We start from the raw sequence: 25,874 nt of genomic DNA on the forward strand, positions 1-25,874 counted from the left end.
ATCGCTGGCAAGCCAGCTCCCACAGGGTTCGGCGCAAGTTTTACGACTGTCCTCAAATAATCATAAGAAGAGGCACCCCCCCCCATGCCACCGCAAACCCTCACCGGGCAGGCGTCTTTAGTCACGCCCAGCCGCAAGCGGTTTTTCATCATGGTGCTGCTGTTCATCACCGTGGTCATCAACTACCTCGATCGCAGCAACCTGTCGATTGCCGCGCCCGCGCTGACCAGCGAACTGGGCATCGATCCGGTGCACGTCGGGTTGATTTTCTCCGCATTTGGCTGGACCTACGCCGCGATGCAGATCCCCGGCGGCTGGCTGGTGGATCGGGTGCCGCCGCGCATCCTCTATAGCATCGCGCTGCTGCTGTGGTCGCTGGCCACGGTGATGCTCGGCTTTGCCGCGAGTTTCATTGCGCTGTTCGTGCTGCGCATGGTGGTCGGCGCGCTGGAAGCGCCGGCCTATCCGATTAACAGCCGCGTGGTCACCACCTGGTTTCCCGAGCGTGAGCGAGCCACGGCGATTGGTTTCTACACCTCCGGGCAATTTGTCGGCCTGGCGTTTCTGACCCCGGTGCTGGCGTGGCTGCAACATGAGTTCGGCTGGCACATGGTGTTCGTCGCCACCGGTGCGGCGGGGATTGTCTGGGCGGCGATCTGGTACGCGGTGTATCGCGAACCGCGGGACTTCAAGGGCGCCAACGACGCGGAGATCGACCTGATCCGCGAGGGCGGCGGACTCGTAGACATTCAAGCGCAAACGGCCAAGGCCTCGTTCAGTTGGACCGACCTCGGCATCGTCCTGAGCAAACGCAAGTTGTGGGGCATCTACCTCGGCCAGTTCTGCCTGAACTCGACGCTGTGGTTTTTCCTGACGTGGTTCCCGACCTACCTGGTGAAATATCGCGGCATGGACTTCATCAAGTCCGGGCTGCTGGCATCACTGCCGTTTCTGGCCGCGTTCATTGGCGTGCTGTGTTCGGGGTTCTTTTCCGACCTGCTGATCCGCCGTGGCTGCAGCGTGGGCTTCGCGCGCAAGTTGCCGATCATTGGCGGACTGTTGATTTCCACCTCGATCATCGGCGCCAATTTTGTTGAATCGACGCCGCTGGTGATTGCCTTCCTCGCGCTGGCGTTTTTCGGCAACGGCCTGGCGTCAATCACCTGGTCGCTGGTCTCGACCCTAGCGCCGGCACGCTTGCTCGGTTTGACTGGCGGGGTGTTCAACTTCATCGGCAACCTGTCGGCAATTGCCACGCCGATTGTCATCGGACTCCTCGCCAGCGGTGATTCGTTTGCTCCGGCGATCACCTACATCGCGGTTCTGGCGCTGATCGGTGCATTGTCCTACGTGCTGCTGGTGGGCAAGGTCGAGCGTATCGAGTTGTAGTGGTCAGCGTCGGGCGACCATAATGCCGCCCGTTCCCTCGCTCAACGGTAAAGGCTGGATATGCAGGAAGACGCCCCGGAAAAAACCAAGGACGCCGTACCCACCGGCACCCAGACCCTGCTTCGCGGGCTGGGCGTGGTGCAGGCGGTGGCCAGTGGCGCCCGCGATCTGAAAGAGATTGCGCGACTGATCGGCACCACGCGCAGCACCACCCATCGTCTGGCCAGTTGCCTGGTGGACGAACGTTACCTGCGCGTGGTGCCGCAAATCGGCTATCTGCTGGGGCCGAAGCTGATCGAGCTGGGGTTTCAGGCGCGCGAAGAGTTGCCGCTGGTGAGCCTGGCCGCGCCCTATCTGGATGAGTTGTCGGCGCTGACCGGGGACACCGTGCATTTAGGGATTCGTGAGGGCGACGAGGTGTTGTACCTGCTGAAGAATCCGGGGCGTAACGGCCCGGAAATGCGCTCGCGAGTCGGCCACCGCATGCCGTTGGCACGCACCGGGATCGGCAAGGCCTTGATGCTCGACGATGCGCCGCAGGATTGGCAGCGCTTGTACGACATCAGCCTGCCGGCGGGTGGGAAAAGTCAATTCTGGCCGCAGCATCCCCAGCAATCGTGGGAGCAGCTCGAGCAGCGCATGACCGAGTACGTGGCCGGCGGCTACGCCTTCGATCTGGAAGACAACGAACCGTCGATCCGCTGCGTGGCGGCGCCGATTCGTGATGCGAGCAAGCGCATTGTCGCGGCGATCAGTATCGCCAGCACCGTGCCGTACATGCCGCTGGAAAAAATGGCCGAGCTGATCCCCCTGATCAAAGGGGTCACAGCCCGGCTCTCGGCAGAACTCGGTCTGAAGGTTTAAAGCTTCAGCGTCGCCATGTCGATCACGAAGCGATACTTCACATCACCGGCAATCATCCGCGCATAGGCCTCGTTGATCTGGCGGATGTCGAGCATTTCGATGTCGCAGGTGATGTTGTGCTCGGCGCAGAAATCCAGCACTTCCTGGGTTTCGGCAATGCCGCCGATCAACGAACCGGCCAGCACGCGACGGCCCAGCACCAGGTTGGCAGCGTGCACGGGCGGATCGATCGGTTCGATCAGGCCGACCAGAATGTGCACGCCATCAAAGCGCAGGGTTTGCAGGTACGGATTGAGATCATGCTGCACCGGAATGGTGTCGAGCAGGAAATCGAAGCGGCCTGCGGCGGCAGCCATCTGCTCGGCATCGGTGGAGACGATCACATGATCGGCGCCCTGACGACGACCTTCCTCGGCCTTGCTCGCCGAACGGGTGAACAGCGTGACTTCCGCGCCCAGTGCCTTGGCAAACTTGATGCCCATGTGGCCGAGGCCGCCCATACCGAGAATCCCGACCTTGTCGCCGGCCTTGACCCCGTAATGCTTGAGCGGCGAGTAGGTGGTGATGCCGGCGCAGAGGATCGGCGCGGCGCTGGCCAGATCCAGCTTTTCAGGAATGCGCACGACGAAGTGTTCGCTGACCACGATGCTGTCCGAGTAGCCGCCCATGGTGTTGCTGCCATCGACCCGGTCCGGGGTGGCGTAGGTCATGGTCGGGCCTTCGAGGCAGTATTGCTCAAGGTTCTGCTGGCAGGCGGCGCAGGTGCGGCAGGAGTCGACCATGCAGCCAACGCCGACCAGATCGCCGACTTTATGTTGAGTGACGTTCGCACCGATGGCAGTGACTTTGCCGACGATCTCATGGCCAGGCATCAGCGGATAAACCGCGATGCCCCATTCGTTGCGCGCCTGGTGGATGTCGGAGTGGCAGACGCCGCAGTACAGGATCTCGATCGCCACGTCGTCAGCGCGTGGGCTGCGGCGTTCGAATTTCATCGGGGCGAGGGGAGTGGTGGCCGATTGAGCGGCATAACCGATAGCGGTGTACATGAGAAACCTCGCAGAAGCAGTGACAGGTGAGGTGGCGCATTCTGGGCGCCGTCTGCCGTTGCGGCCATGACGATTCCTCCGGGTCTCATGCCTAATCCTCCGGCATGCGGGTCTGGGCAAGCGCATTGGCAAAAGGATCTGCGATGATGCTTGCATGCCTTTTTCCGTGACTTTTTTGAAGACCCCTCCGATGCAGTTGACCCGTCACCTTGATGCCAATGCCACGCTGGTTTCGCTGATCGAGCCGCTGGCGCTCTGCGATGGTTACAGCCAGACCGGGTTGCCCGGCGTGCAGGTGTTGCGCGCCAGTTGTGACGTGGCGCGTGGCCCGCACATTTATGAGCCGAGCCTGATGATCATCGCCCAGGGCAGCAAACTGGCGTTCCTCGGCCCGCGCACCATGGAGTACGGCGCTGGGCATTACCTGATTCAGGCGCTGCCGGTGCCGTTCGAGTGCGAAACCTTTGCCTTGCCGGATGCGCCGTTGCTGGGGGTGTCGGTAGCGATCGACCGGGTGCTGCTCGGTGAATTGGTGCTGGCCATGGGGCTGGCGCCGGGGCGGCACATTCCGGCGCAGACACCGGAGTCGATGACCTCGGTGGTGCTCGACGATGACATGCGTGGCTGTGTCGAACGTTTGCTGCGCTGCCTGCACGATCCGCTGGAGCGGCAGATTCTCGGGCCGGCGCGGGTGCGTGAATTGTTGTTCACCGCGCTGCGCGGGCCGCAGGCCGATGTGTTGCGCGCGCTGGTGGAGCAGCAGGGGCAGTTCGCCCGGGTCGCAGCGTCGATCAGCCATCTGCATGCGCATTACACCGAGCCGCTGAATGTCGAGACTCTGGCCAGTTGCGCGAACATGAGCGTGTCGTCCTTCCACGAGCACTTCAAGCGCAGCACGCTGCTGTCGCCGGTGCAGTATCTGAAGCGCCTGCGCCTGCTCAAGGCGCAGACCTTGCTGGTCGCCGAAGGGCTGGGCGTGGCGCAGGTGGCGCATCGGGTGGGGTATCAGAGTACGTCGCAGTTCAGTCGTGAGTACAAGCGCTACTTTGAGCGCAGCCCGGGGGATGAGCGCGTTGCCTGACAGTTCGCGTAACTCTGTGGGAGCTGGCTTGCCAGCGATGGCGGTGATCCAGGCAGCCAAGATGTCGACTGACACGGCCCCATCGCTGGCAAGCCAGCTCCCACAGGGGGTGATGTGATGCATTAAATTTTGGGCAACAAAAAGGCCCCCATTTCGGGAGCCTCGTTGTTCAGCGATTCGACCTACATGTTCGGGTAAGTCGGGCCGCCAGCGCCTTCCGGCGTGACCCAGGTGATGTTCTGCGAAGGGTCCTTGATGTCACAGGTCTTGCAGTGCACGCAGTTCTGGGCGTTGATCTGGAAGCGTTTTTCGCCGTCTTCCTTGGTGATCACTTCGTACACACCGGCCGGGCAGTAGCGCTGCGCCGGTTCGTCGTACATCGGCAGGTTGCGACTCAGCGGAATGCTCGGGTCGGTCAGCTTCAGATGGCAAGGCTGTTCTTCTTCGTGGTTGGTACCGGAGATGAACACCGAGCTCAGTTTGTCGAAGCTGAGTTTGCCGTCCGGCTTCGGATAGTCGATCTTCTTGCAGTCGGCCGCCAGTTTCAGGCAAGCGTAGTCCGGCTTGGTGTCATGCAGGGTGAACGGCAGTTTGCCGCCGAAGATGTTCTGGTCCAGCCAGTTGAAACCACCGCCGACAATCGCGCCGAACTTGTGGATCGCCGGGCCGAAGTTACGGCTGGCGAACAGTTCGTCGTAGAGCCAGCTCTTCTTGAACGCGTCGACGTAGGAAGTCAGCTCTTCAGTGCCATCCTTTTCGGCGAACAGGGCGTCGGCCACCGACTCGGCAGCGAGCATGCCGGACTTCATCGCGGTGTGGCTGCCTTTGATCTTGGCGAAGTTCAGGGTGCCGAGGTCGCAACCGATCAGCGCGCCACCCTTGAAGACCATTTTCGGCAGCGAGTTCAGGCCACCTTTGCAGATGGCGCGGGCGCCGTAGCTGACGCGTTTGCCGCCTTCCAGGTATTGCTTGAGCACCGGGTGATGCTTGAGGCGCTGGAACTCGTCGAACGGCGACAGGTAGGTGTTGCTGTAGGACAGGTCAACGATCAGACCGACCACCACCTGGTTGTTTTCCAGGTGATAGAGGAACGAGCCGCCGGTGTTTTCGGTGCCCATGATGTCCAGCGGCCAGCCGGCGGTGTGTACGACCAGGCCTGGCTGATGTTTGGCCGGGTCGATTTCCCAGATTTCTTTGAGGCCGATGCCGTAGTGCTGGGCGTCGGCATCGCTGTCGAGGTTGTAGCGCTTGATCAACTGCTTGCCGATGTGCCCACGGCAACCTTCGGCGAACAGCGTGTATTTGCCACGCAGTTCCATGCCCGGGGTGTACAGGCCTTCTTTCGGATTGCCTTCGCGGTCGACGCCCAGATCACCGGTGATGATCCCGCGCACGATGCCGTTTTCGTCGATCAAGGCTTCCTGAGCGGCGAAGCCCGGGTAGATTTCCACACCCAGGTTCTCAGCCTGCTGGGCCAGCCAGCGGCACAGGTTGCCCAGGGAAATAATAAAGTTGCCTTCGTTGTGCATGGTCTTGGGCACAAAGAAGTCAGGAATCTTCTGCGCGCTGTCGGCGTTTTTCAGCACGAAAATATCGTCGCGGGTGACCGGGGTGTTCAGCGGGGCGCCGAGTTCTTTCCAGTCCGGGAACAGTTCATTCAGAGCGCGTGGTTCGAACACGGCACCGGAAAGGATGTGTGCGCCGACTTCGGAGCCTTTTTCGACCACGCAGACGCTGATTTCCTTACCGGCTTCGGCGGCCTTCTGCTTCAGACGGCAGGCGGCGGACAGGCCAGCGGGGCCGGCACCGACGATGACCACGTCGAATTCCATGTATTCGCGTTCCACAGGCTATCTCCTACTCAAGGCTCAACAGTTTTTTTTCTAATTTGGAGGTTCGGTGTCGTATCCGTTATTGCCTTTACGTTAACGTCAAGGGTAATAATGGGCAAACCACCTTTCTCTCTAGGCGGCGCATTATATCTACACCACTCCGAGCGTCCAATACAAACGTTTGTTTGAATCGGCTCCAGCCCAGAGAAATCAAAGAAGCGCGGCTTATGAACGGCCATTTTGCCGTATTGACCGGAATAGGCGTTCCGGTCAAGATACGGGCGGTTTTGCGCTCGCCGTAGGCAGACTGGCGGTTTCAAGAGCACCTCTAAAGACAGGGCACAGGCAGTACAAGGTGATGCGCAGCGCGAGTCTGGCGCGCAGTTTACACACCGTGCGAATCAATGACCCGTTGGTCACCACCGACGAACGGTCATCGGCCCCAGCCGGCGTTTTTAGAGGTGCCCTTGTGCCCGATGAGCATCATCCGCCAGGTTCGCCTAGGCGACTTTCTTTTCACCGGAGAGTAACGAGGAATCCATGAAGGTTCTTGTAGCTGTCAAACGCGTTGTGGATTACAACGTCAAGGTCCGCGTCAAGGCGGACAATTCCGGCGTAGACCTCGCCAACGTCAAGATGTCGATGAACCCGTTCTGCGAAATCGCAGTGGAAGAAGCTGTACGCCTGAAAGAGAAAGGTGTTGCGACTGAAATCGTCGTCGTCTCCATCGGCCCGTCCACCGCTCAGGAACAGCTGCGTACTGCACTGGCTCTGGGTGCCGACCGCGCCATCCTCGTCGAATCCGCTGAAGACCTGACTTCGCTGGCCGTGGCCAAGCTGCTCAAGGCTGTGGTCGACAAGGAACAGCCTCAACTGGTGATCCTGGGCAAACAGGCCATCGACAGCGACAACAACCAGACCGGCCAGATGCTCGCTGCACTGAGCGGCTACGGTCAGGGCACATTCGCTTCGAAAGTCGAAGTGTCCGGCGACAGCGTTGCCGTGACCCGCGAAATCGACGGCGGCGCGCAGACCGTTTCGCTGAAACTGCCGGCCATTGTCACCACCGACCTGCGTTTGAACGAGCCGCGCTACGCGTCCCTGCCAAACATCATGAAAGCCAAGAAGAAGCCTCTTGAAGTGCTGACTCCGGACGCTTTGGGCGTTTCCACCGCCTCCACCAACAAGACCCTGAAAGTCGAAGCGCCAGCTGCACGCAGCGCGGGTATCAAGGTCAAGTCGGTGGCTGAACTGGTCGAGAAACTGAAAAACGAAGCGAAGGTAATCTAAAAATGACTATCTTGGTAATCGCTGAACACGACAACAAAGTTCTGGCCCCGGCCACACTGAATACCGTGGCTGCTGCTGCCAAAATCGGCGGCGACATCCACGTTCTGGTTGCAGGCCAGGGCGCTGGCGCCGTGGCTGAAGCCGCTGCGAAAATCGCTGGTGTGAGCAAAGTCCTGAACGCTGACAATGCCGCTTACGCGCATCAGCTGCCGGAAAACGTTGCGCCGCTGGTTGCAGAGCTGGGCAAGGGCTACAGCCACATCCTGGCTGCCGCCACGTCCAACGGCAAAAACATCCTGCCGCGCGTTGCCGCTGCACTGGACGTTGACCAGATCTCCGAGATCATCTCGGTAGAAAGCGCCGATACTTTCAAGCGTCCGATCTACGCCGGTAACGCTATCGCTACCGTGCAATCGACCGCTGCGATCAAAGTGATCACCGTGCGTGCCACCGGTTTCGACCCGGTTGCCGCTGAAGGTGGTTCGGCGGCTGTTGAAGCGGTTGCTGCGGCGCACGACGCCGGCACTTCCAGCTTCGTCAGCGAAGAACTGGCCAAGTCCGATCGTCCTGAGCTGACCGCTGCCAAGATCGTCGTTTCCGGCGGCCGCGGCATGCAGAACGGTGACAACTTCAAACACCTGTACGCCCTGGCCGACAAGCTGGGCGCAGCCGTGGGTGCTTCGCGCGCTGCGGTCGACGCAGGTTTCGTACCGAACGACATGCAGGTCGGTCAGACCGGCAAGATCGTTGCGCCACAGCTGTACATCGCCGTCGGTATCTCCGGCGCGATCCAGCATCTGGCCGGCATGAAAGACTCCAAAGTGATCGTCGCGATCAACAAGGACGAAGAAGCGCCGATCTTCCAGGTGGCCGATTACGGTCTGGTGGCGGATCTGTTCGAAGCGGTACCTGAGCTGGAGAAGCTGGTCTAATCCGGCGGCTTCACTTATAAAGAGCCCGGCCTTGTGGTCGGGCTTTTTTTTGTCTCGAATTTGAGTGGGAGTGTTTTGCCATGGATCTGCGCCGCTGGCTGTTATCGGGATTGATCCTCTTGCCGGGCATGGCTGCGGCCGCCGGCAAATGCGAGCGCCTCGTCGTCACCGGCAGCCCGGATGCGCCGCCGTACCTGTGGCAGGATCCGCAGAATCCCAAGCAGTTGATCGGCGCCAGTGCCGACCTGTTGCAGCAAGTGGCCAAGGATCTGGGGATCAAGGTCGAGCTGCTCTACGCCGGCAAACGCGCGCAGGCCCTCGATGAAGTGCGCAGCGGGCGCATGGACATGCTGGCTGACACACCGCTGATGTTCAATGAACTGGAAAACCTCGACTACATCTATCCGCCGTTGCTGGAAAACGACTACCTGGTATGGACGCGCAAAGGCTCGACGCTGATCTACAGCGAAGCCAAAGACCTGCACGGGCACACGGGCGGGATGTCGGAAAAGTCTCGAATGACCCAGGCATTCGGCACTTTCGCCGAGCAGAATCTGACCCTGACGCGGACGGCAAACATCACCCAGGCCTTTCAGAAACTTCTGCTGGGTGAAGTGGAATATGTACTCGCCGGTCGCTACTCGGGCATGGCCGCCGCGCAGGCATTGGGCATGGCCAATGATCTGCTGGCCTTCGAGCAACCGATCGACCGACCGGGACTGTTCCTCGCGGTTTCGCACAACTCGGCCTGCAACGATCCGTGGTTGCGCGGACAGCTCGCTAAAAAGATGACAGAATTGCCCGCGTCCGGACTGACCGAAGCCGCGCTGCAACGCAACATCGAGCGCTGGAAGGTTCAGCAGCAACAGCCGCAGCCACCTGTCAGTGCCCCAAAACAGTAGGGATTCTTAGTGAGTATTCGACCTCTTTTCGCGGCCATGGCCGTTCTGGCCCTGGCCGGCTGCGCCAACGATCCTGCGCCCATTGAGCAAATGCGCCTGACCGAGCAGGCCATCACCCAGGCCAAGGCTGTCGGTGCGACCGCCGATGAAATGCCGGAAATGAAACTGGCCGAAGACAAGTTCAACCGGGCCAAGGGCAACATGACCGACGAGTCTTACAAGAACGCGCGCATGCGTTCCGAACAGGCCGAGCTGGATGCACGTCTGGCCGAAGCCAAGGTGCTGACGCAAAAGAGCGAAGAGCAACTGAACGTGCTCAACACCCGCATCATCCGTCTGCGCAAGCAACTGGGAGATGCCCAATGAGCCTCAAGTCCAAAGCCCTCGGCGGGTTGATTCTGGCCGGTTGCGCAAGCCTCTACGGTTGCGCCGGTCAACACAGCGAAGCCGCCTTGCAACAGGCCAGCAGCGACTTCCAGAAGGTCAAGGAAGATTCCAACGTGCTGCGTATCGCGCCCAAGGACGTGATCCGCGCCGGTGAATCGCTGGCCCGTGCCGATCGCCTGTCGACCTATTGGGGCAGCGGTTGGGACGTCGCGCATTACGCCTACCTGAGTCAGCGTTACAGCGAAATCGCCCGCGAACACACCAATCTGGTGCTCAACGAAGAGCGCGCGGCGAAGCTGGAGCTGGAGCGCCAGCGCCTGCAACTGGCCCTGCGCGAGTCCAAACTGCTGAGCGTGCAGCAGCAGGGCAAGTGGCTCGAAGAACAGATCGTCGCGCTGGCCACCACGCAAACCGATCGCGGTCTGGTCATGACCTTGGGGGACGTGCTGTTCGACACCGGCGAAGCGGAGCTGAAGAACTCGGCCAACCGCGTGGTGTTGAAGATCGTGCAGTTCCTGCAGCTCAACCCGAAACGCGTGGTGCGCATCGAGGGTTACACCGACAGCACCGGCGGCAAACAGGAAAACCTCAAGCTGTCGCGTGATCGCGCGCAGGCGGTGGCCGATGTGCTGATGGACCTCGGGATTGAGGACAAGCGCATTCAGGTCGAAGGTTACGGCGACGAGTACCCAGTGGACGCCAACGCTTCCGAGCGCGGGCGGGCACAGAACCGTCGGGTGGAAATTGTGTTCTCCGACGAAAAAGGCCAGCTCGGCGCCGCCCGCTGAGGGCTGCGTCTCTGGAAAGCCCGGCCTGTCATGCAGAGCCGGGCTTTTTTACGTCTGTCGAATAGCACGCAAATCCGTAGAGTTGTAGCTGACACTGCACTGTATGGTCGACTATGGTGGCAACTGTCCCAGTACACTTCTAAACTGTTCCGGTATTGTTTCACACAAGAATAAAATGCCCGTGAAATCGAGTGCTGCGTCATGACCAACCTCTTGCTCTATCAACGTATTGCTCAACAACTGGCGGAAGACATCCGGCGTGGTGTCTATCAGCCCGGAGAACGCGTGCCGTCGGTGCGCAAGATGAGTTCGCAGCTCAATGTCAGCCATGCAACGGTGTTGCAGGCTTACGCCAATCTCGAAGATCAGGGCCTGATCCGTGCGCGGCCGCAGTCCGGTTACTACGTACACCAGACCCCGGCACTAACGGCGCCGACGCCGGACATCGCCCGGGTCGAACGGCCAGGCCTGGTCACCCGCGCCAGTATCATTCAGCAAGTGTTGGTCGAATCCCGGCGCGAGGGGGTTTTCCCGTTGGGCGCGGCAGTGCCGAGCGTTGACTATTTGCCGGTGCGCGCATTGCATCAGCAACTGGCCAAAGTCACTCGTTTCCATAGTCCTCGGGCATTCAGCTACATGTTCAGCCCCGGGTTCGAACCGCTGCGCCGGCAAGTGGCGATCCGCATGCGCGACGCCGGGGTCGTGGTCGATCCGTCAGAAGTGGTGATCACCCACGGTTGTGTCGATGCGCTGCAGATGTCGCTGCGGGTGCTGACCCGTCCAGGTGATCTGATCGCCGCCGAATCGCCAACCTATTACGGCTTGCTGCAACTGGCCGACCTGCTGGGCCTGAAAGTGATCGAGATCCCCAGCGACCCGGCCACTGGCATGAGCCTCGAAGCGCTGCAACTGGCGGCCAACCAATGGTCGATCAAAGCGTTGGTTCTGACCACTCGCCTGAGCAATCCACTGGGCGGCACCATGCCCGAAGAGCGGCAGAAGCAACTGCTGCGTCTGGCCTCGGATTTTGATATCCAGATCGTCGAAGACGACATCTATGGCGAGTTGATGTTCGAACAGGGCCGCACCAAAGCCCTCAAAGCCTACGATCGACTGGATCGGGTGATCTACTGCTCGAGTTTCTCCAAGACATTGTCGCCGGGCGTACGCGTCGGCTGGATGATTGCCGGCAAGTATCAGCAGGAAATCCAGCGTCTGCAGACTTTCACCACGCATTCGGCGTGCAGTGTCACGCAGATGGCGATTGCCGCTTATCTGGAAAATGGCGGTTATGACCGGCATTTACGGTACATCCGCCAGGAATACCGAAAAAACCTCAGTGCGTTCCAGCTGGCGGTGCAGCAGTACTTCCCCGAAGGCACGCAAATGACCCGGCCTACGGGCGGTTTCATCCTCTGGGTGAGTCTGCCGGGCAGGGTCAATACCCAGGAATTGCACGTGCGCGCCTTGCAGCAGGGCATCAGCATTGCACCGGGGCTGATCTTCAGTAATACCGAGCAGTTCAATCACTGCATTCGCCTGAACTGCGGCACGCCGTGGAATCGCGAGGCGGAAAGGGCGCTGATGACCCTCGGTTTGCTGGCGACCCAACTGTGTCAGGAAACCGCTGGCGGTTTCTGAACGAGCGGCGCGTCATGCTTGTCTTGTGACGCTCAACAGGCGAGCATATGGCCCTCTGCCGTTAGTGTTGTGGGGCTCATGAAAGCGATTTTGCCTGCTGCCTGGATTTTGCTTGGTGTGTTGACGATGGGCGATGCGCCCGGTGTCATGGCAGCCGCCGTTCAGGAAAAGCCTGCGGCGTCAGCTCCGGCGAGTAAAACCGCCAGCAGCAAAGCCGTTGCGGACAAGAAAGCTCAGGTTAAAAAAGCCCCGCAAAAGAAAGTCGCCCCGCTGAAGAAGCGGCCCCCGATTGCCTCCAAGTCGAAACCGGCCAGTGAAGTGGTGAAAACCAAACTGCCGCCGGCCAAGCTCGATCTGAGCCTGCCCAAGGACATGGTTCAGCAACTCAAACCCGCCGGCACCGTGTCGCTGCCCAAGCACGAGGCGATCTTGCCGCAGATGTTCGGCGAGAAGAACAGCGGCTTCCAGCTCAACGGCCGCCTGCTCAGCAACGAAATGCAGTTGCAGCTGCGCAACGAAGAGCGCCGCGAAGTCGAAGGCGCTGCGCTGGATTTCGAGTTCAAGCAATAAATTCAATCGATCCGTGACCCGCGAACCAGACGCTTTGTCGGAGACTGGTCAGTCACATTCAGTTATCGGTAAAAACCCCGGTTCAGGGAATTTGAAACAACCGTTTTAGCGGTTACTCTGTCCGTGTCTCTTTAACACATTGCCCGTCGCGAGGACTTGCTCGTCATGAAATGCCGTGAAGGCTGTGGCGCTTGCTGTATTGCCCCTTCCATCAGCTCTGCCATTCCGGGCATGCCCAACGGCAAACCTGCCGGCGAACGTTGCGTGCAACTCTCGGTCGAAAACCTGTGCAGCATTTTCGGCCAGCCGGAGCGTCCGGCGGTCTGTTCAGGATTCGCCGCCGATGTCGAAGTCTGCGGCAGCAGCTCCGAGGAAGCGATCAGGTTGATCGGCTGGTGGGAGCAGATGACGGCGGCGTGATGTGTCAAACGAACGGAACTTCAACAATAAGGAATAAGACTATGGGTTCGCTGCATCGTATCGCTGTGTTGTGTGGTTTGACGGCTGTGCTGGTTACTTCGGTTGCTCAGGCTGAGGACTGGAAAGTCGCCAAGGAGCAGGACGGGATCAAGGTCTCGCTGGCCGAAGTGCCGGGTTCCGATTACAAGTCCTATCAGGGTGTTGCCTTGATGAAGACCACCGTTGCCAAACTGCGTGCCTTGCAGGAAGACGTGTCCGGAGCCTGCGCCTGGATTCACGAGTGCAAAACCCAGAAACTGCTCAAACACGAAGGCGATCAGAGCTGGACCTACACCCAGTTCAATACGCCGTGGCCAGTCACCCCACGCGATTCGGTGCTGCACGTCACCACCGTTGAAGGTGCCGATGGCAGCCTGACCCGCAACCTCGAAGGCGTGCCGAAGTACATTCCCGAAGAGAAAGGCTTTGTCCGTGTCGCTCAGGTCAAAGGCTTCTGGAAGTTCGTGCCCAAAGGTGATCAGGTTGAAGTGACCTATCAGGTGCACACTGAACCAGGCGGCAGCGTGCCAAGCATGATTGCCAACAAGTTCGTGGTCGATGCTCCCTTCAACACCCTTAAAGCCCTGAAAGAACGCGCTGAGAAGTAATCTTCGCGCTCACAGCAAAACGCCCCGACCGATTCGGGGCGTTTTTGTTTTGTCGTTATATTGTGTTTCCAGATATGCGTTGGACGAAATTTTCACAAAGTGTTCCAGACAATTCGCCCGCGCAGCCCCGCTTGTCCGTATCCGAATGCTTGCATGAAAGAGTCGGGCAGGGCGGCAGTAATCAATGGCAATGCTGCCGTTGATCGTGCAACATTTGCGCACCGCGCACGCCCCGGGGCCTGGAATGGCCAATAGAGGGCATGGCGCCGCTGTATTTTGCAACTTCAACTTCCAATGGGTCCTAAAACGACATGGCAAACCCGGACGCCCTGAATCAGCAGCGATCTTCCACTCGCCTGCTGCAACCGACCGTCAAATCGCATCTGGCCTACACACTGTTGTGTGCCCTGGTCATGATGGTGATGTTTTCCGTGCTGCGCCTCGCGCTGCTGGTCTACAACCGCGAGATGATCCTCGATACCCCGGCTTCGACCTTCCTCGAAGCTTTCGCCAATGGCCTGCGTTTCGACCTGCGCCTGGTGGTCTATGTCTGCGTTCCGCTGGTGCTGGCACTGTTCAGTGCCCGGGCGATGGCTGCTCGCGGGTTCTTCCGTCTGTGGCTGACCGTGGCGTCCAGCATCGCGCTGTTCCTCGGTCTGATGGAAATGGACTTCTACCGTGAGTTCCACCAGCGCCTCAATGGCCTGGTGTTCCAGTACGTAAAAGAAGACCCGAAAACCGTGATGAGCATGCTCTGGTACGGTTTCCCGGTGGTGCGCTACCTGCTGGCGTGGGTCATCGGCACCGTGATCCTGACCCTGGCGTTCAAGGGCGCCGATCGTGCGACCCGGCCACGTGGCCCGTTCAGCGGCGGCAACGTCGGCACCCGTCAGGTGGCGCCGTGGTACACCCGCCTCGCGGTGTTCGTGGTCTGCCTGCTGATCTGCGTCGTGGCCGCTCGTGGCACCCTGCGACAGGGCCCGCCGCTGCGCTGGGGTGACGTGTACACCACCGAATCGAACTTCGCCAACCAGCTCGGCCTCAACGGTACGCTGTCGCTGATCGCCGCTGCCAAGGACCGCATGGGCGAGGATCGCAACAACATCTGGAAAGCCACCCTGCCGCAGGAACAGGCGCAGAAAGTGGTGCGCGAGATGCTGGTGATGCCGGACGACAAACTGGTCGATGCCGACATCGCTGCCGTGCGTCGTGACTACACGCCACCGGCCGACAAGACTCTGCCGATCAAGAACGTAGTCGTGATCCTGATGGAAAGCATGGCCGGGCACTCGGTCGGCGCTTTGGGCGCACCGGGCAACATCACGCCGTATCTCGACAAACTGTCGAAGGAAGGCCTGCTGTTCGACCGCTTCTTCTCCAACGGTACGCACACCCACCAGGGCATGTTTGCGACCATGGCGTGCTTCCCGAACCTGCCGGGCTTCGAATACCTGATGCAGACTCCGGAAGGCAGCCACAAGCTCTCCGGCCTGCCGCAACTGCTCAGTGCGCGCAAGTATGACGACGTGTATGTCTACAACGGCGACTTTGCCTGGGATAACCAGTCGGGCTTCTTCAGCAACCAGGGCATGACCAACTTCGTGGGTCGTAATGACTTCGTCAACCCGGTGTTCTCCGATCCGACCTGGGGCGTGTCCGACCAGGACATGTTCGACCGTGGTCTGGTGGAATTGAAGGCGCGGGAAAACGGCAAGCCGTTCTATGCGCTGCTGCAGACCCTGTCCAACCACACGCCGTATGCGTTGCCGACACCTTTGCCGGTGGAGCGCGTGACTGATCGCGGCAGCCTCAACGAACACCTGACCGCCATGCGTTACGCCGACTGGGCACTGGGTCAGTTCTTCGAGAAGGCGCGCAAAGAGCCGTACTTCAAGGAAACCCTGTTCGTGATCGTCGGTGACCACGGTTTCGGCAACGAGCGCCAGATCACTGAAATGGACCTGGGCCGCTTCAACGTGCCGATGCTGATGATCGCCCCGGGCATTCAGGAGAAGTTCGGTACCCGTGACCACACCGTGGGTACGCAGATCGACATCGTGCCGACCATCATGGGCCGTCTGGGCGGCGAAGTGCGTCACCAGTGCTGGGGCCGCGACCTGCTGAACCTGCCGGAAGGCGATACCGGTTTCGGTGTGATCAAGCCGTCGGGCAGCGAGCAGACCACCGCCATCGTCACCGCCGACCAGATCCTGGTGCTGCCGAAAGAGAAGGAAATGGCGCCGAAGATTTACCAGTACCAACTGGGCGCGAACCCTTCTGCCGAAATCATTCCGGACGCACCGCGTACCGCCGAACTGAAGCTCAAGCTTGAAGCGTTCCTGCAAACTGCGACCAAGAGCCTGATGGACAACACTGCCGGTGTGATCAACGGCAAGCCGGACTGATAAAACCGCTGCATAAAAAAAGAGGCCCCTGAGGGCCTCTTTTTTTTGTCTTGGGGTTTTATATCCTGCCAAGTAACAGCAAGACCAACAGCACCACCAACACCACACCGATAATGCCCGAAGGACCGTAACCCCAACTTCTGGAGTGCGGGAAGACCGGCAGACCACCGATCAGCAACAGGATCAGGATAATGATAAGAATTGTGCCCATGTCGATTTCCTTGTTGATAGTGTTCGAGAAGTCTTGGTGTTCAAGGGCGACTGGAGGCTAACTAATTCCAGACGGCTTACAAATTCCGACCGGTGCGCGTGAAAGAAAATTCAATGTTTTTTTAATGTATTTGGTCCGCAGGCTTATTTCCTTTAAGCGCAAGATCAAAAGATCGCAGCCTTCGGCAGCTCCTACAGGAATCGGTGTAGGAGCTGCCGAAGGCTGCGATCTTTTGATCCTGTATTCAGCAATCTGATGGAGCGTGGGATAGCCGGGATCCTTCGCTACACTCCGCGCATCTCCTACGAAACAACAAGGCTGTCTGCTATGCAAAATCGCATGATGATCACCGGTGCGGGCTCAGGTTTAGGACGCGAAATCGCGCTGCGCTGGGCGCGTGAAGGCTGGCAGCTGGCCTTGTCCGACGTCAGCGAACCTGGCCTGCAGGAAACCCTGAAGCGGGTGCGCGAGGCCGGTGGTGACGGTTTCACCCAACGTTGCGACGTGCGTGATTACAGCCAGCTCACTGCGTTTGCTCAGGCTTGCGAAGTGAAGCTCGGCGGCATCGATGTCATCGTCAACAACGCCGGTGTGGCGTCCGGCGGATTCTTCAGCGAACTGTCGCTGGAGGATTGGGACTGGCAGATCGCGATCAACCTGATGGGGGTGGTCAAGGGCTGCAAGGCGTTCCTGCCGCTGCTCGAACAGAGCAAAGGCAAGATCATCAACATCGCTTCGATGGCTGCACTGATGCAAGGCCCGGCCATGAGCAACTACAACGTGGCCAAGGCCGGTGTAGTGGCGTTGTCGGAAAGTTTGCTGATCGAACTGGCGCAGCAGGAAGTCAGCGTACATGTGGTCTGCCCGTCGTTCTTCCAGACCAACTTGCTCGACTCGTTCCGTGGCCCGACGCCGGCCATGAAAGCCCAGGTCGGCAAGTTGCTGGAAAGTTCGCCGATTACGGCTGCCGACATCGCTGACTATATCTACCAGCAAGTGGCCGCCGGCGAATTCATGATCCTGCCGCACGAGCAGGGGCGCATGGCCTGGGCGATCAAACAGAAGAACCCGCAACTGATCTACAACGAAATGACCAGCATGGCCGATAAAATGCGCGCCAAGGCCAGACAAACCAACGGCTGAACTTGCCCGAAGGGTGTCGCGTCGTTAGGGTGGCCGCAATGGTCACCCTGTCGAGACACATCAATGCTCAATTACCTGTGGTTTTTCCTCGCGGCGCTGTTTGAAATCGCCGGCTGTTTCGCCTTTTTCATGTGGCTGCGTCAGGGTAAAAGTGCCCTGTGGGTGATCCCGGCGCTGCTCAGCCTGACCCTGTTCGCCCTGTTGTTGACTCGCGTGGAAGCGGCTTACGCCGGGCGCGCCTATGCCGCGTATGGCGGGATCTACATCGTCGCGTCGATCGGCTGGCTGGCGGTGGTCGAGCGGGTGCGCCCGCTGGGTTCGGACTGGATCGGCGTGGCGCTGTGCGTGATCGGCGCCAGCGTGATCCTGTTCGGACCGCGATTTACTGCCGCTTGAGGCGAGACTGTTTAGCCATTTGCAGGAAATGTCTGAAGGGCGCAGCGACTCAGGATGTAGGGCAAGACTGAATTGCGCGCGACCCATTGTAGAGCGCGTGCCCACCGCGCATCTTCAGGGCTGGTTAACCCTGAAGGACGAACTCCATGCTTGTACTCAGCCGTGTTGTGGGCGAGTTGATTTCCATCGGTGACGACATATCCGTGCGCGTGTTGTCAGTCAACGGTTCCAGTGTGCGCTTTGGTGTCGAGGCGCCGCAGAAGGTCAATGTGCACCGCTCTGAAGTCTACGAGCGGATCCAGCGCAAACAGATCACTGAAAAGGTTCGCTGAGGTCTCAGTCGAACAGATGTTTGGGCACATCGTGTTTGAGCATCAACTGGCATTGCTCGCTTTCCGGATCGAACACGATCAGTGCCTGACCTTTGGTCAGCGCCTGGCGCACGCGCAACACGCGGGTCTCCAGCGGTGTGTCATCACCGTTGTCGGTGCCGTCGCGGGTGACGAAATCCTCGATCAGGCGGGTGAGGGTGTCGACTTCAAGAGCGTCGTAGGGAATCAGCATGGGCACCTCGGCTAAATCAATGGCGGGATGCTACGGCGATTGGTGGCTGGCTGCCAGTTTTGTGTGGGCAGTATCGGCCCTATCGCTGGCCAGCCAGCTCCCACAGGGTTTGATGGTGTACACAGATAAGTGATCCACCCCGAAAACTGTGGGAGCTGGCTTGCCAGCGATGGGGCCAGGCCAGCCACCACAGAACCCCGGATCAACTGTCGGAACGCTGCCCCACCAGACTGTCCACCGACGGCACCCGCGTATCGCTCTCCATCTGCGTGTCATGCTCGATCTGATGACTGAAGCGATCCAGCGAAGCATTGGCCGGCGCCGCATCGCTGGCAAATACCGGCGGACTCAGAATGTACGCCCCGAGCAAACGACTGAGCGCCGCGAGACTGTCGATGTGCGTACGTTCATAACCATGGGTCGCGTCGCAGCCAAAGGCGAGCAGGGCGGTGCGGATATCGTGTCCGGCGGTCACCGCCGAATGCGCATCGCTGAAGTAATAGCGAAACAGGTCACGGCGCACCGGCAGATCGTTTTCCCCGGCCAGACGCAGCAAATGCCGGGACAAGTGATAGTCGTAAGGCCCGCCGGAATCCTGCATCGCCACGCTCACCGCGTGTTCGCTGGAATGCTGGCCGGGTGCGACCGGTGCGATGTCGATGCCGACGAATTCGCTGACATCCCACGGCAATGCCGCCGCCGCGCCGCTGCCGGTTTCTTCGGTGATGGTGAACAACGGGTGACAGTCGATCATCAATTCCTGACCGCTGTCGACGATGGCCTTGAGCGCGGCGAGCAATGCCGCCACACCGGCCTTGTCATCGAGGTGTCGGGCGCTGATGTGGCCGCTCTCGGTGAACTCCGGCAGCGGGTCGAACGCCACCACGTCGCCGACGCTGATGCCCAGCGAGTCGCAATCGGCCTTGGTCGCGCAGTAGGCATCCAGACGCAGCTCGACGTGATCCCAGCTGATCGGCATCTCGTCAACGGCAGTGTTAAACGCGTGCCCGGAGGCCATCAGCGGCAAAACGCTGCCGCGAATCACGCCATTGTCGGTGAACAGGCTGACCCGGCTGCCTTCGGCAAAACGGCTCGACCAGCAACCGACCGGCGCCAGGGTCAAGCGACCGTTGTCCTTCACCGCACGCACGGCGGCGCCGATGGTATCCAGGTGCGCGGAGACAGCGCGGTCAGGGCTGTTTTTCTTGCCCTTGAGCGTGGCGCGAATGGTGCCGCGCCGGGTCATTTCGAACGGGATGCCAAGTTCTTCCAGACGCTCGGCGACGTAACGCACGATGGTGTCGGTGAACCCGGTAGGGCTGGGAATGGCGAGCATTTCCAGCAGGACTTTTTGCAGGTAGTTCAGATCCGGTTCGGGGATGTGTGTGGTCATGGAAACTCCTGATGAGTTGAGGCGCATCGATGGTTTCGATGAGGGAATTTGTGTTGCCTGTCAGGGCCTCATCGCTGGCAAGCCAGCTCCCACAGTGATTGGGCACACCGGTAAACCTGTGGGAGCTGGCTTGCCAGCGATGGGGCCGGTTCAGGCTCTACATGATCAAGAAACAGCCGGCTGACTGTGCGGAAACAACAGATCGACAAACCGCTCCGCCGTCGGCTGCGGCTCATGATTGGCCAATCCCGCGCGTTCGTTGGCTTCGATAAACACGTACTCCGGCTGATCCGCCGCCGGCACCATCAGGTCGAGGCCAACCATCGGAATGTCCAGCGCCCGCGCTGCACGCACCGCTGCATCGACCAGGGTCGGGTGCAGAATCGCCGTGACGTCTTCCAGCGTGCCACCGGTGTGCAGATTGGCCGTGCGGCGCACGAACAGATGCTCGCCCGCAGGCAGGATGCTGCTGTAGTCATAACCGGCGGCATGCAAGGTGCGTTGGGTTTCGTGATCCAGCGGGATCTTGCTCTCGCCGCTGGTGGCCGCTTGCCGACGGCGACTTTGAGCTTCGATCAACGCACCGATCGAATGGTGCCCGTCGCCGACTACTTCGGCGGGACGGCGAATGGCTGCCGCCACTACTTCAAAACCGATCACCAGAATCCGCAGGTCGAGGCCTTCGTGGAAGCTTTCCAGTAGCACGCGGCTGTCAAAATGTTTGGCGGCTTCGATGGCTTGCTGCACCTCCTCGATGCTCTGCAAATCCACCGCCACGCCTTGACCCTGTTCGCCGTCGAGCGGCTTGACCACCACCCGCTGATGCTCGTCGAGAAACGCCAGGTTGTCGTCGGCGTTGCCCGCCAGTTGCTGCGAGGGCAGCTTCAGGCCGGCGGCTTTCAACACTTTGTGGGTCAGGCTTTTGTCTTGGCACAGACTCATGCTGATTGCGCTGGTCAGGTCGCTCAGTGATTCGCGGCAGCGCACTCGGCGCCCGCCGTGACTGAGGGTGAACAGCCCGGCTTCGGCATCGTCCACCTGCACGTCGATGCCACGGCGATGCGCTTCCTCGACGATGATCCGCGCGTAGGGGTTGAAGTTGGCTTCCGGCCCGGGCCCGAGGAACAGCGTCTGATTGATGCCGTTCTTGCGCTTGATCGCGAAGGTTGAGAGATTGCGAAAACCGAGCTTGGCGTAAAGATTCTTGGCCTGACGGTTGTCATGCAGCACCGACAGATCCAGATAGCTCAGGCCGCGACTCATGAAGTGCTCGATCAAATGCCGCACCAGCACTTCGCCGACACCGGGCCGCGAGCACTGCGGATCCACCGCCAGGCACCACAGGCTGCTGCCATGTTCCGGATCGTTGAAGGCTTTCTGGTGATTGAGGCCCATGACGCTGCCGATCACCGCGCCGCTGTCTTCATCTTCAGCCAACCAGTACACCGGACCGCCCTGATGATGCGGGGTCAGTCGTGTGGCATCGATCGGCAGCATGCCGCGCGCCTGATACAGCAGGTTGATCGCCTGCCAGTCTGCTTCGCTTTGCGCCCGACGGATACGGAAGCCGCGAAACACCCGGGTGGCCTGGCGGTAATCGCTGAACCACAGGCGCAGAGTGTCCGATGGGTCGAGAAACAGTTGCGTCGGTTCCAGACCGAGAATCTGCTGCGGTGCGGCGACGTACAGGGCGATATCGCGTTCGCCGGGCTGCTCGTTGAGCAGTTCCTGTGCCAGCGTCGCCGGGTCGGGAAAGGTGTGACCGATCAGCAGCCGGCCCCAGCCGCAATGCACGGCAATGGGGTCGGCACCGAGTTCGCTGCCGTCTTCGGCCAGACGCGCCTGCAAGCGTTCATACGACGGTGTCTGACCGCGTAACAGGCGTTGGTTGATCGCCGTGGCGTGAGGTTTCATCAATCAGATTCCTTGTTCACTGAGCCACAGGTTCAGGGCCGCCAGTTGCCACAGTTTCGAGCCGCGCAATGGCGTCAGTTGGCCTTGCGGATCAGTCAGCAGTTTGTCGAGCATGGCCGGGTTGAACAGGCCGCGATCCTGACTCGGATCGAGCAGCAGCTCACGCACCCAGCTCAGGGTGTCGCCCTGCAAATGCTTGAGGCCCGGTACCGGGAAATAGCCTTTCTTGCGGTCAATCACTTCACTCGGGATCACCAGCCGCGCCGCTTCTTTCAACACCTGTTTGCCGCCATCGGGCAGCTTGAACTGGCCGGGAATTCGCGCCGACAGTTCAACCAGTCGATAGTCGAGGAACGGCGTGCGCGCTTCCAGACCCCAGGCCATGGTCATGTTGTCGACACGTTTGACCGGGTCGTCCACCAGCATCACCGTGCTGTCCAGACGCAGCGCTTTATCGACCGCAACCTCGGCGCCGGGTTGGGCAAAGTGCTCTTTCACGAAGTCGCCGGCCGCGTCATTCGCGGTCAGCCATTTCGGCTGTACGGTGGCCGCATAGTCGTCGTAGCTGCGGTCGAAGAACGCCGCGCGATAGGCCGCGTACGGATCGGCCGCGCCATCAACTTGCGGATACCAGTGATACCCGGCGAACAACTCGTCCGCGCCCTGACCGCTTTGCACCACTTTGCAGTGCTTGGCCACTTCGCGGGACAACAGGTAAAAGGCGATGCAGTCGTGGCTGACCATCGGCTCGCTCATCGCGCGGAATGCGGCGGGCAGTTGCTCGATGATCTCTTTTTCGTCGATGCGCAATTGATGGTGTTGCGTGCCGTAGTGTTTGGCGATCAGATCGGAATACTGGAATTCATCGCCACGCTCGCCGCCGGCATCCTGGAAACCGATGGAAAAGGTCGACAGGTTCTCCACGCCGACTTCACGCAGCAAGCCAACCAACATGCTCGAATCGACACCGCCGGACAGCAGCACGCCGACATCCACCGCCGCCCGTTGACGGATTGCCACGGCTTCGCGGGTGCTGTCGAGCACGCGGTCGCGCCAGTCTTCGAGGGTCAGGTTTTTCTCGTCGTCGTGCGGGCCGTAGGGCAGGGTCCACCAGGTTTTCTGTTCGGTGCGGCCATCGGCTTCGACGCGCATCCAGGTCGCTGGCGGCAGCTTTTCGATGCCCGCGAGCAAGGTGCGTGGAGCAGGCACCACCGCATGGAAATTCAGATAGTGATTGAGCGCCACCGGATCGAGGATCGGGTTGATGTCGCCGCCCTTGAGCAGCGCCGGCAGGGCCGAGGCAAAGCGCAAACGCTGGCCGGTGCGCGACAGGTACAAAGGCTTCACGCCGAGACGGTCACGGGCGATGAACAGACGCTGGGCATCGCGCTCCCAGATGGCGAACGCGAACATGCCGTTGAGTTTCGGCAGCAGCGCTTCGCCCCAGGCGTGGTAGCCCTTGAGCAGCACTTCGGTGTCGCCACCGGAATAGAAGGCATAGCCCAGCGCTTCGAGCTCGGCGCGCAGTTCCGGGAAGTTGTAGATCGCGCCGTTGAAGGCCAGGGACAAGCCCAGTTGGCTGTCGATCATCGGCTGCGCCGAGCCGTCCGACAGGTCCATGATTTTCAGGCGACGATGGCCCAGGGCAATCGGCCCTTGGGCATGGAAGCCCCACGCGTCGGGGCCGCGAGGGGCCAGGTGATGGGTGATTCGCTCTACCGCTGCAAGGTCTGCAGGTTGATGATCAAAACGTAACTCGCCAGCTAATCCGCACATAAAGTCCTTACCGGTTTTTCCGTTGGGGAGGGGTCATTCAAGTCTGGCCAAAATGGCCGGTACTCAGAAACTGACCCGCTGCAGATGTGGGAGTTTTAGAACGATGAGTTATAAGCGGGGGCGACTGACCAGCGGCCAGTCGCGATTTTTCATTTGCCGCGAATCAACGTACGCAGCGCGAAACGGTTGGGATGGCAGGCCTCGGCGACGCTTCGGGGCAGCGGCAGCGGCTCGTTGTCCAGCCACGCCGCGAGCAGTTCGCCAGACAGCGGCGCGGTGATCAGCCCGCGTGAACCGTGGCCGCTGTTGACGTACAGGCCATCGAGCCATGGGCAGGCGATGTCCGGCACTTGTCGCGCATCCTTGCTCAACACGGCGTAGGCCTGAGTGAAGGCTGCGCGGTCGGCCAGCGGGCCGACGATCGGCAGATAATCGGGACTGGTGCAGCGGAATGCGGCGCGTCCCTCCAGAGTTTCCGTGGGCAGTTGATTGATGTGCAGGCGCGCTACCAGGTCGCTGGAGATCTCTTCGAGCATCGCCAGATTGCCCAGGTGCTCGGCGGTGGTCGGGGTCAGGTCGTCGCTGTTGAAGTCGAAACTCGCACCCAGCGTGTGTTCGCCCAGGCGTGCCGGGGCGACATAACCTTCGGCGCAGACCACGGTGCGCAGCGCCCGGCTCTCGGCGGTTTGTGGCAGGCGGGTGATCTGTCCGCGAATGCGTTTGAGCGGCAGCTCGGCACTTTGCGCGAAGCGTTTGATCTCCGCCGCGCCGGCCAATATCACCACCGGCGCGCTGGCGAGCACGCGCTCGCCGTCGAGGGCTTGCCACTGACCTTCGACCTTGCGCAGTTCCAGCACTTCGTGATGCTTGAGCAGTTCGATGTTTGCTTGCGCGGCTTGCGCCTGGCACAGCGCGGGTGGATGCACCCAGCCTCCTTCGGGGTAGAACAGCCCGCCGTGTGCCAGCGCAATCCCGGCTTGGATTTCGGCTTGCGGCTGATCAAGCCAGTGCACCAGATCTTCCGGGAATGCCGCGGCCAGTTGCGCCTGACGCTCGGCTTCCTTGGCATTGAACGCCAGTTGCAGCACGCCGCAATCGTCCCAGTCGGTGCCGCGTTGCAGGGTTTCCAGCAGACGACGGGTGTAGCCGAAGCCGCTGACGATCAGTTGCGACAACGCAGTGCCGTGGGCCGACAGCTTCAGGTACAGCACGCCCTGCGGATTGCCCGACGCTTCCTGTGCCACGGCCGCGTGACGCTCCAGCAGACTGACTTGCCAGCCGCGCGCCGCGAGGCTGGCAGCGGTCGCACAACCGGCCAGCCCGGCGCCGATCACCAGTGCGCGACGTTCACCGGTCAGCGGGGCAGGGCGGGCGAACCACGGTTTGTCCGGCAGCGGTGGCGCGACGTCCTGCGGCCAGCCGAGAAACTCGCCGCGCAGGATCTCCCACTTGTGGCCGATGCCCGGGGTGCGTTTCATCTTGAACCCGGCCGCGTTGAGCAGACGCCGCACCCAGCCGGTGCTGGTGAAGGTGCTGATGGTCGAGCCGGGCGCCGCCAGTCGCGCCAGTTCGGCGAACAGTTCAGCGGTCCACATGTCGGGGTTTTTCGCCGGGGCGAAACCGTCGAGAAACCACGCGTCGATCTGCGCATCGAGTTGCGGCAGTTGCTCCAGCGCATCGCCGATCAGCAGCGTCAGCGTGACCCGACCGTTGCCGAGGACGATCCGCTGAAAGCCCTGATGGATCGCCACGTAATGCTTGAGCAACTGATCGGCCAGAGGCTTGAGTTCCGGCCACAGGGCCAGGGCCTGTTGCAGATCCGTCGGGCTCAGCGGGTACTTTTCGACACTGACAAAATGCAGCCGCGCACCGGCCACCGCGTGCTGCTCGAACAGCTGCCAGGCGCAGAGAAAATTCAGCCCGGTGCCGAAGCCGGTTTCGCCGATCACCAGCCGCCCGTGCGCCGGCAACGCGGCAAAACGCTCGGCCAGACGGTTCTGTTCGAGGAACACGTAACGGGTTTCATCCAGCCCCGACTGGTCGGAAAAATACACGTCATCGAACACCCGCGAGCGCGGACGTCCGTGGTCATCCCAGTCGAGTTGGGCGTGGGGCAATACAGGTTTCATGGCAGGCTCGGCAACGACAAGGCGGCCATTCTAGCTGAATGGGCGCGGGGTGCTTGATCCATGGCAAGGCTGGGTTGAGGGGGTTCAAGGAAAATTCACTGTTTGTGGCTGAAAGTGAGCTTTTCTGTGGCGAGGGAGCTTGCTCCCGCTC

24 protein-coding genes are annotated in these 25,874 nt (G+C 60.6%); 16 read left to right on the top strand and 8 right to left on the bottom strand.

Features of this window, described 5'->3' with window-relative positions; all coding sequences use genetic code 11:
- The first annotated feature begins 84 nt into the window (after positions 1-84).
- Complete coding sequence (locus ACU680_RS03665; protein WP_448178667.1) at positions 85-1,389, top strand: MFS transporter; 1,305 nt, start codon at positions 85-87, stop codon at positions 1,387-1,389.
- Positions 1,390-1,449: 60 nt separating this feature from the next.
- Positions 1,450-2,253, top strand: a complete 804-nt coding sequence (locus tag ACU680_RS03670) for an IclR family transcriptional regulator (RefSeq protein ID WP_448178668.1) — start codon at positions 1,450-1,452, stop codon at positions 2,251-2,253.
- On the opposite strand, the gene ACU680_RS03675 is transcribed toward ACU680_RS03670, so the two are convergent.
- The gene (locus tag ACU680_RS03675) at positions 2,250-3,302 is read right to left on the bottom strand and encodes an NAD(P)-dependent alcohol dehydrogenase (protein WP_095668610.1); all 1,053 of its coding nucleotides are present in this window, start codon (positions 3,300-3,302) and stop codon (positions 2,250-2,252) included. The genes ACU680_RS03670 and ACU680_RS03675 overlap by 4 nt on opposite strands.
- Positions 3,303-3,492: 190 nt before the next feature.
- Between ACU680_RS03675 and ACU680_RS03680 the strand changes: the two genes are divergently transcribed.
- The gene (locus tag ACU680_RS03680; RefSeq protein WP_007961974.1) at positions 3,493-4,383 is read left to right on the top strand and encodes an AraC family transcriptional regulator; all 891 of its coding nucleotides are present in this window, start codon (positions 3,493-3,495) and stop codon (positions 4,381-4,383) included.
- Between the two features lie 182 nt (positions 4,384-4,565).
- Here ACU680_RS03680 and ACU680_RS03685 read toward each other — a convergent pair whose 3' ends face one another.
- On the bottom strand, positions 4,566-6,230 hold the full coding sequence (locus tag ACU680_RS03685) for an electron transfer flavoprotein-ubiquinone oxidoreductase (protein ID WP_448178669.1): 1,665 nt from the start codon (positions 6,228-6,230) through the stop codon (positions 4,566-4,568).
- 525 nt (positions 6,231-6,755) lie between these two features.
- Here ACU680_RS03685 and ACU680_RS03690 point away from each other — a divergent pair.
- The 10 genes from ACU680_RS03690 (at position 6,756) to ACU680_RS03735 (ending at position 16,197) form a co-directional block, all read left to right on the top strand.
- Entirely contained in the window at positions 6,756-7,505 is a 750-nt protein-coding gene (locus tag ACU680_RS03690) for an electron transfer flavoprotein subunit beta/FixA family protein (protein WP_003226982.1), read from the top strand.
- Between the two features lie 2 nt (positions 7,506-7,507).
- The gene (locus ACU680_RS03695; protein WP_007961977.1) at positions 7,508-8,437 is read left to right on the top strand and encodes an electron transfer flavoprotein subunit alpha/FixB family protein; all 930 of its coding nucleotides are present in this window, start codon (positions 7,508-7,510) and stop codon (positions 8,435-8,437) included.
- A gap of 80 nt (positions 8,438-8,517) precedes the next feature.
- Complete coding sequence (locus tag ACU680_RS03700) at positions 8,518-9,339, top strand: substrate-binding periplasmic protein (protein ID WP_448178670.1); 822 nt, start codon at positions 8,518-8,520, stop codon at positions 9,337-9,339.
- Positions 9,340-9,348: 9 nt separating this feature from the next.
- A complete protein-coding gene (locus ACU680_RS03705) occupies positions 9,349-9,705 on the top strand; it encodes a DUF4398 domain-containing protein (protein ID WP_177325746.1) in 357 nt (118 codons plus the stop codon).
- A complete protein-coding gene (locus tag ACU680_RS03710) occupies positions 9,702-10,514 on the top strand; it encodes an OmpA family protein (RefSeq protein WP_127648898.1) in 813 nt (270 codons plus the stop codon). Before ACU680_RS03705 ends, ACU680_RS03710 begins: the two co-directional genes overlap by 4 nt.
- A 201-nt stretch (positions 10,515-10,715) precedes the next feature.
- Complete coding sequence (locus tag ACU680_RS03715; protein WP_003226969.1) at positions 10,716-12,155, top strand: aminotransferase-like domain-containing protein; 1,440 nt, start codon at positions 10,716-10,718, stop codon at positions 12,153-12,155.
- 78 nt (positions 12,156-12,233) lie between these two features.
- Positions 12,234-12,725 carry a translation initiation factor 2 gene (locus ACU680_RS03720; RefSeq protein WP_448178671.1) on the top strand — a complete coding sequence of 164 codons (492 nt, stop codon included), beginning with the start codon at positions 12,234-12,236 and terminating at the stop codon, positions 12,723-12,725.
- Positions 12,726-12,890: 165 nt separating this feature from the next.
- Positions 12,891-13,145, top strand: coding sequence for a YkgJ family cysteine cluster protein (locus ACU680_RS03725; protein WP_027612393.1), 255 nt, complete (start codon positions 12,891-12,893; stop codon positions 13,143-13,145).
- A gap of 41 nt (positions 13,146-13,186) precedes the next feature.
- Positions 13,187-13,792, top strand: coding sequence for an START domain-containing protein (locus ACU680_RS03730; RefSeq protein ID WP_367085336.1), 606 nt, complete (start codon positions 13,187-13,189; stop codon positions 13,790-13,792).
- Positions 13,793-14,103: 311 nt separating this feature from the next.
- Complete coding sequence (locus ACU680_RS03735; protein WP_448178672.1) at positions 14,104-16,197, top strand: LTA synthase family protein; 2,094 nt, start codon at positions 14,104-14,106, stop codon at positions 16,195-16,197.
- 58 nt (positions 16,198-16,255) lie between these two features.
- Here ACU680_RS03735 and ACU680_RS03740 read toward each other — a convergent pair whose 3' ends face one another.
- Positions 16,256-16,414 (bottom strand): DUF3309 family protein, encoded by a 159-nt coding sequence (locus tag ACU680_RS03740; protein ID WP_169432680.1) that lies wholly within the window; start codon positions 16,412-16,414, stop codon positions 16,256-16,258.
- Between the two features lie 321 nt (positions 16,415-16,735).
- On the opposite strand from ACU680_RS03740, the gene ACU680_RS03745 reads away from it, so the two are divergent.
- The 3 genes from ACU680_RS03745 to csrA all read left to right on the top strand — a co-directional run bounded on the left by ACU680_RS03745 (position 16,736) and on the right by csrA (position 18,279).
- Positions 16,736-17,551, top strand: a complete 816-nt coding sequence (locus ACU680_RS03745) for an SDR family oxidoreductase (RefSeq protein WP_448178673.1) — start codon at positions 16,736-16,738, stop codon at positions 17,549-17,551.
- A gap of 63 nt (positions 17,552-17,614) precedes the next feature.
- A complete protein-coding gene (locus tag ACU680_RS03750) occupies positions 17,615-17,947 on the top strand; it encodes a YnfA family protein (RefSeq protein ID WP_007965651.1) in 333 nt (110 codons plus the stop codon).
- 146 nt (positions 17,948-18,093) lie between these two features.
- Positions 18,094-18,279 (top strand): carbon storage regulator CsrA, encoded by a 186-nt coding sequence (gene csrA / locus ACU680_RS03755; protein WP_223007747.1) that lies wholly within the window; start codon positions 18,094-18,096, stop codon positions 18,277-18,279.
- A gap of 4 nt (positions 18,280-18,283) precedes the next feature.
- Here the strand turns inward: csrA and ACU680_RS03760 are convergent, their stop codons facing one another.
- The 5 genes from ACU680_RS03760 to mnmC all read right to left on the bottom strand — a co-directional run bounded on the left by ACU680_RS03760 (position 18,284) and on the right by mnmC (position 25,723).
- A complete protein-coding gene (locus ACU680_RS03760) occupies positions 18,284-18,511 on the bottom strand; it encodes a YheU family protein (protein WP_003192759.1) in 228 nt (75 codons plus the stop codon).
- Positions 18,512-18,713: 202 nt separating this feature from the next.
- Complete coding sequence (locus ACU680_RS03765) at positions 18,714-19,904, bottom strand: osmoprotectant NAGGN system M42 family peptidase (RefSeq protein ID WP_448178674.1); 1,191 nt, start codon at positions 19,902-19,904, stop codon at positions 18,714-18,716.
- Positions 19,905-20,069: 165 nt separating this feature from the next.
- Positions 20,070-21,818 carry an N-acetylglutaminylglutamine synthetase gene (gene ngg / locus ACU680_RS03770; RefSeq protein ID WP_103484706.1) on the bottom strand — a complete coding sequence of 583 codons (1,749 nt, stop codon included), beginning with the start codon at positions 21,816-21,818 and terminating at the stop codon, positions 20,070-20,072.
- Positions 21,819-21,821: 3 nt separating this feature from the next.
- Positions 21,822-23,594: an N-acetylglutaminylglutamine amidotransferase gene (locus ACU680_RS03775; RefSeq protein WP_448178675.1), complete on the bottom strand. Its 1,773-nt coding sequence runs from the start codon at positions 23,592-23,594 to the stop codon at positions 21,822-21,824.
- A gap of 149 nt (positions 23,595-23,743) precedes the next feature.
- Positions 23,744-25,723, bottom strand: a complete 1,980-nt coding sequence (gene mnmC / locus ACU680_RS03780; protein WP_448178676.1) for a bifunctional tRNA (5-methylaminomethyl-2-thiouridine)(34)-methyltransferase MnmC2/FAD-dependent 5-carboxymethylaminomethyl-2-thiouridine(34) oxidoreductase MnmC1 — start codon at positions 25,721-25,723, stop codon at positions 23,744-23,746.
- Between the last annotated feature and the right edge of the window lie 151 nt (positions 25,724-25,874).

The sequence above is a fragment of the Pseudomonas sp. LF020 genome (assembly GCF_053456425.1).